At 38.7% G+C, this 14,197-nt stretch carries 12 protein-coding genes; 10 read left to right on the top strand and 2 right to left on the bottom strand.

What is annotated here, in order from left to right:
• Positions 1-45: 45 nt before the first annotated feature.
• The 6 genes from U2P91_RS11005 to U2P91_RS10980 all read left to right on the top strand — a co-directional run bounded on the left by U2P91_RS11005 (position 46) and on the right by U2P91_RS10980 (position 7,299).
• Positions 46-1,557 (top strand): PucR family transcriptional regulator, encoded by a 1,512-nt coding sequence (locus U2P91_RS11005; protein ID WP_322519618.1) that lies wholly within the window; start codon positions 46-48, stop codon positions 1,555-1,557.
• 211 nt (positions 1,558-1,768) lie between these two features.
• The gene (locus tag U2P91_RS11000) at positions 1,769-2,368 is read left to right on the top strand and encodes a helix-turn-helix domain-containing protein (RefSeq protein WP_162624494.1); all 600 of its coding nucleotides are present in this window, start codon (positions 1,769-1,771) and stop codon (positions 2,366-2,368) included.
• A 496-nt stretch (positions 2,369-2,864) separates the two neighbouring features.
• On the top strand, positions 2,865-3,905 hold the full coding sequence (locus U2P91_RS10995) for a glycosyltransferase family 2 protein (protein WP_111888142.1): 1,041 nt from the start codon (positions 2,865-2,867) through the stop codon (positions 3,903-3,905).
• A gap of 26 nt (positions 3,906-3,931) precedes the next feature.
• A complete protein-coding gene (locus tag U2P91_RS10990) occupies positions 3,932-4,984 on the top strand; it encodes a lysylphosphatidylglycerol synthase transmembrane domain-containing protein (RefSeq protein WP_111888141.1) in 1,053 nt (350 codons plus the stop codon).
• 203 nt (positions 4,985-5,187) lie between these two features.
• Positions 5,188-6,279 carry a UDP-galactopyranose mutase gene (gene glf, locus U2P91_RS10985; protein ID WP_322519617.1) on the top strand — a complete coding sequence of 364 codons (1,092 nt, stop codon included), beginning with the start codon at positions 5,188-5,190 and terminating at the stop codon, positions 6,277-6,279.
• A gap of 153 nt (positions 6,280-6,432) precedes the next feature.
• Positions 6,433-7,299: a hypothetical protein gene (locus U2P91_RS10980; protein ID WP_111888139.1), complete on the top strand. Its 867-nt coding sequence runs from the start codon at positions 6,433-6,435 to the stop codon at positions 7,297-7,299.
• A gap of 398 nt (positions 7,300-7,697) precedes the next feature.
• Here U2P91_RS10980 and U2P91_RS10975 read toward each other — a convergent pair whose 3' ends face one another.
• On the bottom strand, positions 7,698-8,411 hold the full coding sequence (locus U2P91_RS10975; protein ID WP_322519616.1) for a 4Fe-4S binding protein: 714 nt from the start codon (positions 8,409-8,411) through the stop codon (positions 7,698-7,700).
• A gap of 509 nt (positions 8,412-8,920) precedes the next feature.
• Here U2P91_RS10975 and U2P91_RS10970 point away from each other — a divergent pair.
• The 4 genes from U2P91_RS10970 (at position 8,921) to mscL (ending at position 12,010) form a co-directional block, all read left to right on the top strand.
• Positions 8,921-9,481 carry a flavodoxin family protein gene (locus U2P91_RS10970; RefSeq protein WP_322519615.1) on the top strand — a complete coding sequence of 187 codons (561 nt, stop codon included), beginning with the start codon at positions 8,921-8,923 and terminating at the stop codon, positions 9,479-9,481.
• The gene (locus U2P91_RS10965) at positions 9,478-11,076 is read left to right on the top strand and encodes an MFS transporter (protein WP_322519614.1); all 1,599 of its coding nucleotides are present in this window, start codon (positions 9,478-9,480) and stop codon (positions 11,074-11,076) included. The genes U2P91_RS10970 and U2P91_RS10965 overlap by 4 nt, the downstream gene beginning before the upstream one ends.
• A gap of 157 nt (positions 11,077-11,233) precedes the next feature.
• Positions 11,234-11,569: a YddF family protein gene (locus U2P91_RS10960; RefSeq protein ID WP_322519613.1), complete on the top strand. Its 336-nt coding sequence runs from the start codon at positions 11,234-11,236 to the stop codon at positions 11,567-11,569.
• A 45-nt stretch (positions 11,570-11,614) separates the two neighbouring features.
• Entirely contained in the window at positions 11,615-12,010 is a 396-nt protein-coding gene (gene mscL, locus U2P91_RS10955; protein ID WP_111888134.1) for a large-conductance mechanosensitive channel protein MscL, read from the top strand.
• A 281-nt stretch (positions 12,011-12,291) separates the two neighbouring features.
• Here the strand turns inward: mscL and U2P91_RS10950 are convergent, their stop codons facing one another.
• Complete coding sequence (locus tag U2P91_RS10950) at positions 12,292-13,065, bottom strand: hypothetical protein (protein ID WP_322519612.1); 774 nt, start codon at positions 13,063-13,065, stop codon at positions 12,292-12,294.
• Positions 13,066-14,197 lie beyond the last annotated feature (1,132 nt).

Below are 14,197 nucleotides of genomic sequence, written 5' to 3'. Positions count from 1 at the left end.
TTTAATGTGTAGACATAAAAATAATTTAATCTGGAAGTGATAAGTATGAAATTTAATGACCTAATCACAAAAATAGCGATTAATTTACCGATCACAAAGGCGTCTTGTGAAAATCAGGCTGAGATTATCGACATCGCCTTAATTGATGGACGACAAAATTCATTTCAAGGAAATATTCTATACTTTGGTTATAGCAGCCAATTAGCAAAAAGTGAAAATCTACCCTGTCACTGCATCCTTGCTAAAGATGACAAATCTCCGACTGATAAGATCCAAAATCTCGCTCTGGTCGAGTCATCAGAATTATTTTCGGCGGTCAATCTGGCCCGGACATTGATGAAAAATTCTGGGGGAGGGCTTATTTATGAAGAACTCGTAAAGCGTGCCAATGAGACCAGGGATCTTCAGGCGGTTGTTAATACAGCCTCAATCATGCTCGGAAATTCGCTGATTTTTAGCGATGTCAATTTCAAAATTCTGGCTCATTCCACGTCGATTCCAGTTACAGATGACTTATGGAAGGACAATATCAGACGAGGGTATTGCAGTTATGATTTTATCAAGGCCGTTCAACAGCTTAAGCCGATACAGCAGGCAGCCCACACAACCGATGTTGTTGAAGTTTCATGCACTGAATCACCCCATCGAAAGCTGAGCAGTAAGGTATTTCATAATGGCATCCAGGTCGGTTTTATCCTGATGATTGAAGGCGAAACGCCGGTAACGCCGGAACATATGGAAATTCTGGAGATTGTCAGTCATGTGATCAGTTATACTATTACTCATTATTTTGCTTATCTGTTTCAGACCGGCACGCTTTATCAACAGTTGCTGTATGAACTGCTTATCGGTGCACCGCCGGAGAACATTCCGATTTGTTTTCCCGGCTTAGAGTTTGCCTCCAAACTGATCGCACTTTCGGTTTTTCCGATCCGCTACCTTGGCGAGCGACATTTAAAAGATCATATCGTTCCGGCTTTAAAAGGAGTTTTAACGGGGTCACATGTGACTTATCATGAGGGGAAGGTGGCGGTTTTAGTGCCGCTCTTAAAAGATGATTGTATCGAGGGGGAACAATTAAAAGCGTTGCAGAATTTGGTAGATAATGAGCATCTTCGCATTGGTGTCAGCAATGCGTTTGATCATGTTGAAAGTTTTGCGAAATATTATCATCAGGCGGTTTCTGCTCTGAATCTGGGCAAACGGCTGCAGCCTGAAAATCTCATTTGCGATTACATCGATTATCAGTTCTATGATTTGCTTGATCATGTGGATGCTCCGTCGCGACTCGGTTTGTTCTGCCATCCGGCGTTAAGCATCCTGCGGCAATATGACCGAAAAAATGAAGCCAGTTTGTATTCGACACTGAAAGTCTACTTAAATTGTGGCTGCAGTATCAAGCGGGCTTCAGAAAAATTGTTTGTTCACAGGAATTCTCTGGCGTATCGGCTGGAGCGGATCGTAGAAATTAGTCATATCGATCTGGATGACGCATATATTCGGTTCCTGTTAAGGATGTCTTATCTGATTGACTGTTATAAAGGGCAGGATGCCTAAATACAAACGCTCATCTGTACCAGACGGCTCGCAAGCATATTAAAAAAAATATTGACGCCGTTAATCTTATTAGATAACATGGTTATATAAATTAAGTTGCATGTAAAATACAATTAGATGTAGCTGGAAGTATGACGGATATTGTCGTTTAATTGTTGACCTCTGTTTGCAATTGAACATACTAGAATGTGATGAGAGCTGGTGCAAATTTTTGTCAAGTAACAATGTTAGTGAAGAAATTTTAGAATTGATTAATCATGGTGATAATAATCGGGTGGCGTTCAGGCGACACACTGGTGGACCCAATTTGTTAAGTAAGATCCTTTCATCGTTTGCAAATGCATCGGGCGGTAAATTGATTATCGGTGTTGGTGATGAAGGTAAAATTTATGGCTGTAAAAAAGACTCGGTGGTCGAGACATTTAATAAGGCAAAAGAGAAATTAACACCCTGTCCAAAGATGTTGATTGAATTTGTTGAGTTGGAAAAGAAGCAAATCGCAATTATTTCAATTGATAAAACCGAAAAAATTGTTGCTTCCAGCTTAGGTGTATTCAAAAGAGCTGATCATTCAGATGAAATAATGCCAACAGAAGAAATTTCAGAAAAAATTCTAAACACAACAGCAGATGATTTTAAAAGTACCGTTAACGAAATGGCGCAACAGATTACCCAACTTACCATTTCCTTGGAGGATACCGTCAAGCGGTATCAAGAAAAAAATAAACTAAGCCGAAAGATTATAGAATGGGTGGCCTGTGGTATTATTGGGATTGTTTTATCGATGACGATTAATTTTTTGATTGGCTAAACTAAATCGGATACAACAACCCAATTCGCTTAACAACCATAAGGGGAAAAAGCATACGCTCCTTATGGTTGTTTTGCTGTCTTAAAATTACATTTTATTGGCAAAAGCAAGCACAGTTGATTTAAGAATAACCAAGCGGTTGTGATGTTACAATTATGATGCATTGAATTTATAATGAATCAGAAGTGACCATGTGCAGTAAAAAGCATAGCAATTACTTAATGCACTGACAAAAATGGAGGCCAGGATGAAAAAACATTATCGATACAGGAAAGCATCATAAATTATTATATGCGTGCCGTAGAACGTGAGGGCTGAAACAGATGGATTTTTTAGTAGATGAGATGGGATTTGTTTTGGTGCTTTCACGAAAACAGCCGATGATAACTTTCATCGGCTGTTTAAATGTATCAGCGCCACAAAGGCGGGAATGTCGAAAATTATATGCCGCTTCAAGCGCATCGCCCCACGGTAGCCGATTTGAAAGGTGGACGAAATGAAATATATCACCTTCGTTGTCCCTTGTTATAATTCAGAAGATTATATGAAACGCTGTATTGATTCACTTTTACTTGCCGGGAGTGATGTGGAAATCATCATCGTCAATGATGGCTCAAAAGACAAAACCCGTGAAATTGCCGAGGATTATAACGTCAAGTATCCCGACATCATTCGGGTCATCAATAAAGAAAACGGCGGTCATGGTTCGGGTGTAAATGTTGGATTGGAACAGGCAACCGGGATTTATTTCAAAGTTGTGGATTCCGATGACTGGCTGGACCAACAGGCGTTGGATCAATTGATGTTTAAAGTGAGAAGTTTTTGTCAGTTGAAACAAAAAGATAACGCGTTTGTTATTCCTGATTTGTTCATCTGCAATTACGTCTATGACCATTTGCATGAGGAAATACGCCATGATATTTCTTACAAGAATGCGTTGGATGAAGAAAAACTATGTACATGGCAGGATATTGGTTTTTTTAAGCCGTCTCAATACTTGCTTATGCATTCTCAAATCTTTCGAACGTCAGTTTTGAGAGAAAGCGGCGTAAAACTTCCAGAGCATACGTTCTATGTTGACAATATTTTTGCCTATCAACCACTACCCTATGTCAAATACTTATACTATATGAATATTGATCTTTATCATTATTTCATTGGCCGTGATGACCAATCTGTGAATGAAGATATCATGCTCAAGCGAATCGATCAGCAAATCCGGGTAACCGAACAAATGCTGACCTGTGTAAATTTACAGGTTGTCAAAAAGAAAGAACCAAAACTTGCGTCATATATGTGTCGATATCTTTCAATCATCATGTCCATCACAAATATCTTATTGTTAATGATTAACTCCGAAGAATCCATGCTTCAAAAAAACAAATTATGGAGCCAGCTCAAAGCACTAGATAAAGGTCTTTATCTAAAACTGAAATACACATCCATGAGTGGATTGACCAACATGCCCGGTGCCATTGGTCGGAAACTAACAATTTCCGGCTATCGCGTTGCCCAAAAGCTTTATAAATTCAATTGAAGTTATCTGTATTGAAAGGCTGGTGAATGACTATAAAAGTAAATAAAAACCTCTTTTATCTGCTCTTTTTCCTGTTCGTCATGGGGTTGACGATGTATACGATGCTTAAAGGCAATGACATTACGGCGATCCTGCTGGCCATTTCCAGTATGAAAATCGGTTACTTGTTCCTAGCCATGTTGGTGGCGCTGCTTTTTGTTATCCTTGAGGCGGTTATCATTTGGTATTTAATGCGTAGTCTTGGTGAACCGAACAGTATACTACGATGTGCGGCTTATTCGTTTATCGGCTATTTTTATTCAGCCATCACACCGACTGCTGTGGGAGGGCAGCCAATGCAGCTTTATTATATGCGGAAAGATGGAAACTCTTTATCGAAAAGTTCTGTGATATTAATAATATTGGCGCTGTTTAGCAAGCTGGTACTCGCGCTTATCGGCATTGCGCTTTTGGTCTTTTGTTATGCGCCGTTGGTTTACTATCTTAAAAACTATATGTTTTTATTTTATCTGGGCCTGGCACTTAATATTATATCCGTCGCCGTTTTGCTTGCTGCCATGTTCATCCCAGGAATTGTTCGCCAAATTACGCGATCGATTGATGGATTTCTAACTCGAATCCATATCCTTAAATTTTCGCCGGAACGTCAGCAAAAAATCGAAAACTTTATTGAAGGTTACCATAGCGCTGTCAATTTTTTAATGCTTAACAAAAAGAAAGTTCTGGTTGTTTTTATCTTGACGTTTCTGCAACGAAACTGTTTGTATGTTCTTACCTATTTTGTATACCGGGGATTTTCTATGAGTGGAACTTCAATGGTCACGATTGTATTACTTCAGGCGGCAATTTACGTGGCAGTCGAAATGATGCCCTTACCCGGAGCTCAAGGTATTACCGAATTGATGTACTATGCCGTCTTCCAAGGGGTCTTTACAAACGCATTGTTAACGCCGTCACTGTTAGTAACCCGGGGGTTGGACTTCTACTTCCTGGTGATGATTAGTTTGGTTGTTGTCATTGCCAAGCCGTTACTCTATCAGAAAAACGCGATATCATTAAAAAGAGTAAAGAACACCTGATCAAAAATCGATCGATCAAGAACGAAGTAAAATGAACGAAATAAAACGAACGATCCGAAGCAAAATTATGCTTAATCATACAACCATTTATTAACCAGAATCATCATTCATAAAAATGCGAAATAAAAGCAGACGCTAGATTGCAAGGCTGTCGTTTCATGCCATATATTATTTTCTTGCAAATATTATACGAGGAAAATCAAATGAAAGTAAACTATCTCATTGTTGGAGCAGGTTTGACAGGACTGACCTTTGCCAATCTGTTGGCACAAAATGAAAATAATAAAATCCTGATCATTGAAAAACGCCATCATATCGGTGGCAACGCTTATGACAGTTATAACGCAAATCATATCCTGATTCACAACTATGGCCCTCATATCTTTCATACCAATAATCAGACGGTTTGGGATTACCTGAGTCAATTCACCGAATGGTGTGATTATCAGCATCGGGTCTTAAGCTTTGTGGACGGACAGTTTATTCCCATGCCCATTACGCTGGAAACCATTAATCAGCTCTATAACACCAACTTTTCGCAGTTTGAGATGGTTGATTTTATTGAAAGCCAAAAGGAAAGTGTGGTACCGATTAAAAGTAGCGAGGATGTGGCCTTAAACAATGCGGGTAGGGACATCTATGAAAAATTCTTTATGAACTATACCACGAAACAATGGGGCGTGGCGCCAAGTGAATTGGACCCGGCGGTCATATCCCGAATACCTTTTCGTTTCAATCGCGATACCCGTTATTTTACCGATCGCTATCAGGGGATTCCCAAAGCGGGTTATACTAAAATGTGTGAGCAAATGATCGATCGTCCGAACATAAAAGTAATGCTGAATACGGATTATAAAGAAGTGCGCGACGCGATTGACTATGACAAGATGATCTATACCAGTCCAATTGATTATTTTTATGACCATCAATTCGGTAAACTGAAATATCGAAGCGTTCGTTTTGAGATGGAAGATCATGATTGTGAATCGTTTCAAAAATCCGCGGTCGTCAATTATCCCAACGATTATGATTTCACTCGAATTACCGAATACAAAAAAATAACAGGACAGCAAGGCCGTAAAACCACAATCATGAAAGAATTTCCGTGTGATGGAGAAGAGCCTTTTTATCCATTTCCGACAAAGGAATGGCAAGAACTTTATTTACTGTACAAAGCAAAAGCCGATGCCGAAAAAAACGTTATTTTTGCCGGTCGGCTCGCGGAGTATCGCTATTATAATATGGATGCTGTGGTTGACCAGGCGATGCGATTTTTTGAAATGCGATTTTTATAATCGGTGGATTGAGGACTTTTTCCGTTCTCACCGAAGAAGCAAGAGCAGAAATAGTGCCGGGTTAACTCTGGGTGCTTTTTTGTGCAGGTTAACTAGAAATTTAGCAACGATTAGAGTACAATGGACAACAATAATATGTATAAAGGGGTTGTGATGGATACTGCATTGGTTTTACGGCTTGCTGTTGAAGATAAAAGAAGTCCCGATGGGGATGAAGTAACCAATTTATTAAACCAGTCAAAACTGGTAGCCAAACTCACCAGTGATTTTGTGGATCATCCGTTATTTGTCGTATTTCGTTTGTTAGGATTAAGCGAAATACCGTTTATTCAGGACTTGCCCTACACTAAAAAATTACTGAGTTATGTAAATGAAAACATATCAACGCCCCAGGGTTTTTCATGCTTGGGAGGAGTTGCTGAACTGGTACCATGCTATAATGCCCTTCTTTTGGAAGCTTATTGCCGATTTGGTTTGGCAGACAGCAAAGAAGCAAAAGCAGCCCTTCATTGGATTAAAAGCTACCAATTATTTGAAAGAGATTGCAGGACGACCTGGCGCTATAAAGGCGTGTGTAAACATGGCGGTTGTTTAGGAAAGGTGCCTTGTTATATCGGAATCGGGAAGACGATCCGCGCGCTAATCACTTATTCTGAATCGGTTGATTACACCGATAATGCTGTGGAAGAATTGATTGATAAAGGCATCACTTACATGCTGCGTCACAATATGTATCAGCGTTTGTCGAGTGGAGCACCGATTAGCGCCCATATTACCGATATTATGATGCCTCAAAGCTATGCGCTTTCGCTTACCGACTTAACCTATATTGCCGGCAAACGGAAATTAACCGATAAACCAGAATGCGCCTCATTAATGAAGCTTATCAATAACAAACAAATTTCTGAAAACCAGTGGAAAATTGATTATCGCTATACCTATAGGGGTTATATGGGATTTGAATCAAAAATCAGGGCATCAAATTGGATTTCTAATTTATTCCCGTTGTGGTTGTCATAGATAAATATCCAGATGAAGAAATGCGTTTTAAGTAGTTACAGTTTCCTGGATCAATTCACTTTCAGTTTCTGATTTCCCGGCAGCGCAAATGAGCGTGGAAAATCTACCGTAGGTAATGGAGCAGTTTGAGATAAACCGAGTTAATAAGGTAAATGAAAAAGATAAAAAATGAACATGTTTCAGGAGGATGGGAAAAGCATACTACTGCATTTTTAAGCAGCTAGGATCATTATATAAAAGAAACCCAGGTTTTTAAACCTCGGTTTCAGACAGAAAACAAAGGTCAGGAAATCCGGACCTCTTTTAATTTTTTGAATTCATATGACCTGAGACGTTTTATTTGTCATATTCGACAGACATTTGGTAACTGTTAAAAAAACAAGTAGTGCAATCAGTTATCATTTAACTTTGGCGCTGATGCCAAATTTAATCACCTGTTTGGGGCAGATATCTGCACACTCCAGACAACTGATGCATTCATTTGAATCCATTTGATTGGTTTTAACCATTTCCACAACATCAAGGCTCATCGGGCACTTTTTGCTGCAGCGTCCACAGGAAATACAATTCTCAGTTTCGGCTTTAAGTCTGAACCGGGGAATGTGCAATAAATCCGCGCATTTTTCTCCGATGATCATAAAAGGTGCCATCCAACATAAGCTATGACACATACCCCTTTTTCCCGTTGCCAATGCAAAGATATAGATTAGGGTGACAACAATCATATAGATGACAAAAATATGGCTGTCCAGACTATACATACTAAAAAAATTGACAGCGAGGGGACCGTTGCTGATCCATAAAAAGACAACAAAAGCTAACAAGAAAAACCAGATTATGTATTTTGAGCTATTTTTCCATTTCCCATTCCAGGCTTTGCTGTTGGAGTGCGCGGCCTGTTCCTGAATGGCACTCCCTGGATAAAGCCAGCCACAGAACAGGCGACTTCCGACTATCGAGAACAGCAGCAAGAATCCAAAAAACAAGGCACTACCGTTTGCTATACCATTGGTGGCCGACATGATAATGACATAAGGCGACATAAAGAAAAAGGTTAGGGAAAAAAGCAGGGCTGAATAGGTGAGAATACCTTTACGTATTTTTTGTTTCATGTTCTAATTCCTTTTGATCCAAGATCTTTTTTTTCGCTGCCACAACCCAATCTTTCATGGCTATGTATAAATATTTTCTGCAAAGTGCTGTCAGTTCGCTCCCCAATCGATCTGACGTTTTAGTTCGGTCTGGCTTTTTTATTACATGTCTTTGTCTACGCTAATAGATCATTATGATATATTAGCGTAGACGGGTGGATTTGTAAATAAATAGATACGTTGCTTAACATATTTGTAGACGTGGGGTTACTGAGCGCTTATTGGTGTCAAATCAGCTTGAAGATTTTTGGAATGCGATGAAGGAAGTACGAACGAATCAGTTCAAATGAACTGATTCGTTGTGCGCTATTGCGCCTGTTTTTCATAGACCGTGTTAATTGCCAAGCATTGGGATATCACGAGAATGGCTTTTTTTATCATAAGGTTGCGATCATCGCTCAGTTAGGCGTATAATAAATAAGTACATTAAATACAAATAACCAAAAATAGCAAGAGAAAGGATTTAAATAATGAAACTATGTGTTTTGTCAGGTAATCCCAAAAAAGATGGGTTATGTCAGTCTGTAATTGATGCGGCAAAGCTGGGTGCAACCGATGGCGGCGCCGAGGTCGATGAAATAAGATTGTGTGATTACGAACTAATACGATGCAAAGTATGTGGTGACGGTTGGGGTCCTTGTCGAGATGAAAATTTCTGTACGTTTGGAAATGATGGCTTTGATGAAATTGTCGCTCGGATCGAAGCAAGTGATGCCATCATTTTGGTCTCACCTGTCTATTGGGGAGAAACAACCGAAGCATGGAAAAGCTTTATTGATCGACTTCGTCGCTGCGAATTTAATGGACAAAAAGTCTTGCGTGATAAGCAGGTTCTAATGATTGCTTCAGCCGGAGGAACCGGAAATGGACTCTTAACCAGTCTTGAACAGATGGATCGTTTCTGTCGACATACCGGTATGGTTATTTTTGACTATATTGGCGTGAACCGTTGGAATAGTGATTATAAACGAGTTGCAGCGAAAGCCGCCGCTTATGCAATCGCAAGTGGCCGAAAAACGGAGAAAAGATGAAAGAAAATATAAACAAAGCGAAGAGTAACTGGAATATATTATTGGTCATTTTAATGGCAGTATTTGTCATGGTGATTGATACAACCGCAATGAATGTATCGATAGAAAATGTCGTAAAGGATCTAAATACAAACGTTAGTACGGTCAAGGGGGTAATGTCATTATATACATTAGTCATGGCATCCTGTATGCTTTTAGGAGCGAAACTGTCTGATATTATCGGAAAGAAAAAAGCATTTATATATGGATTATTGATTTACTGTGTGGGTACCTTAACGGCGGCATTGAGTGCAAATATCATGATGTTAGCAATTGGATGGTCGGTGATTGAAGGGATTGCAGCAGCAATCATGATGCCGGCAGTTTTATCAATACTAATCAGCAATTACGAAGGCCGTGACCGTGCAAAAGCAATGTCTATATATGCGACAGTTGCAGCAGTAGCCTTGGCAGTCGGACCGATTATCGGCGGAGCAGTAACCACATATTTATCATGGCGCGTTATCTTTGGTGGTGAAGTGATGGTTGCTATAATTGCATTAGTATTTTCAGGGGTGATACCAAAAGATTTTATTGTAAAAGAAAACCGACCGAAAATAGATTTTGTGGGTTTTTTGTTTTCAGCTTTAGGATTGTTTTTGATTGTTTTAGGACTATTAACAGCACAGGACTATGGCTGGTTTTATGCCAAGCAGCCATTTGAAATTGGCGGGGTTACTCTCTCATTATTTGGATTATCGGCCTCTTTTATCATGATCTTATTCGGAATTGCATTTTTGTTTATGCTTTTAATGTGGTTGAGAAAACGGGTAAAAAACAATAAAGCGGTTTTATTTCATCCCCAGATATTTAGTAACCGTATATTTTCACCCGCCATATTCGTGTATTTATTTGGGCAGATGACATTTTCAGGAATTATGTTCTGCATGCCAGTATTTATGCAAAATGCATTGGGTTATAATGCGTTCAATACCGGGATCAGTTTAATGCCACTGTCGATCGCACTGTTGATATCGTCATTATTTGTGACACGATTGATTTACCGTTTTTCACCTAAAATTATGCTTGTTGCTGGTTTAATTTCGTTGCTGACAGGTATTACCTTGATGAGGATGCCGTTTTGGGGGAATTTTACCGATATCAGTGGTAGCAGTTTTATTTCCGCCTTTCTTTTTATCGGGTTTGGTGTGGGGATTGCATTCAGTGTGGCCTATAACCTCGCATTATCAAACGTCAATATAGAATGGAAAAACGAAGGCTCAGGATTATTAACGACATTTCAGAACCTTGGTGCATCTGCTAGTGTCGCAGTTTTAGGAACAGTATTGTTTTCAAGTGTATTTGGTTATATTGCCCAGGGGATACTTGATTCAAGTATTTTAAATACTACGGATATGACAAAAAATGAAATTCGCGAATTACTCATTCAGAATGTAGAGACATTTAAAGAAGTGGTAGAACCGAAAATAGCGAGTATTGTAACCAATGCAATGTCGATGTCAATGGATTTAGTAGGAATTGTTCTTACGGTAATTGTAAGTATCGGATTACTGCTGGCAGTTTTCGTATTACCAAACGTAAAACTGAAAGAGTAGTAATAAGAGGTATAAATGGCCTTTTGAATGACGGCATTGTTGTTATTGCAATGATCCAGAACCTTGGCTTCCTTAAATTCAGGAGGTTCTTGATTTGTTTTTTGATTACCTTTACAAAGGTTATACATAATTTTGAAGAATTTAAGGAGAAGATGATTTGAACGTTAATAAATTATCAATCGCATTTTTAAATGGAACTGTTGCAACAACGAATGGTATATATCGTATCAGTGATATTGATTTTGAAACGGCTAGGAGGTTAGTTAAAGAAAGTCCATATATTTCAGCAATTGGTCATGAAGGTACAGCAGAAATTATGACAGAATTACTAGGTGTGGAAATTGCTTTTAATCGAATCCAATTTGAACAAAAAGTAAATCAAATAGCGATTGTATTTAAATTAAATAAAAGACCGATCGAAGGGGTTATCTTGTCTAGGCAAGAAGTTATAGAAGTTGGTTACAGTTTAAAGTTAATGGAACGATTAGAATAGCATGGACTGGGGGCATCGGGTGAAAAATAACAGGGAGGTTTTAAAATGCTAAAAGAATTTAAAGAATTTGTATTGAAAGGTAACGTCATGGATCTTGCCGTTGCGGTGATCATTGGTGCAGCTTTTGGGAAAATAGTCACATCATTGGTTAATGATATTTTAATGCCAATAATCGGGATTCTATTAGGAGGGATTAATTTTGAAGATTTGAAATTTATCATTACCCCTGCAAGTGGAGAGGTTGTTGAAGTGGCCATTCGCTATGGCGCATTTATCCAGTCGATGGTTGATTTTTTAATTATTGCAGTTTCTATTTTTGGGATTATTAAACTCTTTACATTTAGAAGAAAAAAAGAGTCTGAAGAAGCGATTGCCTCTGAAGTGCCGAGCAAAGAAGCGCTTTTGCTTGAAGAAATTCGCGATATTCTCAAAACAAAATAGTTTAAATAGCGTGTTCGTTTAAAACTCTCGAAAAATAGCCTCGAATTTCTTGGCTGGTGGGAATCCTTGCATAATTCAGATTTTAACCTCCTCGAATTCGAGGGGGCTCATACTTTGAGATGAGATGTCCTTTTCGTAGTTTGTTAACGATTACAACTCCGAAATTTGGTTTTAGTACGGTACGGACAATAAACATATGGGACGTTATTAGGCAAAGGCAGCACAAAAAAACGTCCCCGTGTGCTCCTTGGGCATTATCTACGGCTTAAACAATTCTTTTATTAAAGAATAACTTCTTTTTTTTCAACACTGGTAACGGATGGGGTATCATCCATCGTGACACTCATCTGTGTTTCATAAGATTTCCTTTCAAAATCAGACCAGCTAACGCCTTGTTCGACAGTATCGCTTTTGCTTGTTTCTTCATTGTCTGTCATTCCAGTATCAGTCTGTTTTTCTTGTCTTTCTGCCATCATCTTTGCAGCCATTGCCATCGCATAAAGCTGCGGACTTGTGTCCATCAATTTTTTTAGGTCAGAACTGGATACTTTTCCGCCTGCGGAAATTTTTCCGGCTATTTCAATCGCTTCCGCTAAATCTTTGTAGGCACTTGCCCATGCTTCACTTTGTTGTTTGGAGACTGCCAGATCATGTGCCATAATATATTGATAAAAAGCGGCTTCACGGTCAACTTGTGCCTGATTATCTATTTCGGTTAACTGTTTTTTTAAATCATCGGAAAGCTGGATATCGACACCGTTAACGGTAAGATAGCCTCTCGAAACAGCTCTGCTTACCATCGCTGAATCAGAAAAATGGATAACATAACTGTTTGCGTTCTGGCCTTTTGTTATTCCAAGCGAGTCTTTTCCAGATGTGGCAGACATCGTCTCGTCACTTACCGCCGTTTTATAGGCTGCTTTTGAAATATCAAGCGTATCCGTTTTTTTTGAAACTGCCTGATTGGACGGTTGGCTTTTCTCCATCGATTTTTGCCTTTCTGTCATTTGACTGTAGCTGTTATACAAATTTTTATCAATAGAATTTATTTTCATCGAAACATTGTCTCCTTTTTGTAGATAAGTGTGTCTTTATGTTCAATATCTATTGTCGGCAATAAGGCTAATTTCTTTAATATCGCCAACAGTTAATCCGAAATGTCACAGGTCCCGAAACGTCCCCACGTCACCTCCCAATACGGTACAAACCACTAAAAAAGGGGTGATTTTGTTGTGGCATATTGATCAACTAACACTAGTGAAATTCCGAGAATGAGAACAAAAAGGGCTGCGAAATTTTCGATTATTTTCAAACGTAAACGAGCCGCCTTTTTTTATTGATGTGAATGAGAGCAAGTGACAGGATCAGAGCGATCACGGCACTAACCGTATGGATGAAGACAATTCCATTTACCCATTTTTCTTCAAGGAGGGTTTCGGCGTAAAACTGATGATAAAATAAAAGATGTGTGCCAGATTGACAACTCCAATAGCTGGAATTAGTAAAACAAGGCGACTGGCATTTTAGCAATCACTTCATCTTCAACGGATTGATTCAGCTTTTTTTCTTTCGAAAAGTATAGTTTTATTTTATTAAAATAGACGTTTAATTGACGAATAATTATTCCAGGACAATGATAATAAGATTGGTTTTGCTTTTAGACTTGTTAAGCCAGTACTTTTATCCGAGTGGAATGGTCGATGATTGTAATGATATTTTATCATTTTAGAAGTGTGGAAACAAGAATAAACACATTGCAATTCGGGAGGCTTTATGGTCTCCCGAATTGCAATTAAAAAGAAAAATAAATGGAGACTAAAGAAAACTTCGCAATTGGTTGAGACGGAAACATCCTGGCGGTGGTATAATGTAAAAAAATCACGAGCAAAACCAAATTTGAAACAATTAAAATTTATAGTCATGGATTAGGAGCGCAACGGGATGTTATTTAAAGAATTTGGAAATAAGCAGAATAAATCGATCATTCTCATTCATGGATATGGCATATCCTGGAGAATGTGGAAACCTCAAATAGATGTTTTAAGTAATGATTATTTTGTTATTGTGCCGGTATTGGATGGACATGACATAGAAAATAATTCGACGTTTATGGATTGTCAACACTTTTTCAGACAACTTTTTTAAGGTCTGCTGTTTTGAATTCAATCGGCGTCATATAATCAAGAG

This window comes from Acetobacterium sp. K1/6, assembly GCF_034438075.1.
GTDB lineage: Bacteria > Bacillota > Clostridia > Eubacteriales > Eubacteriaceae > Acetobacterium > Acetobacterium carbinolicum.
This window is presented reverse-complemented; position numbering and strand designations above follow the sequence as displayed.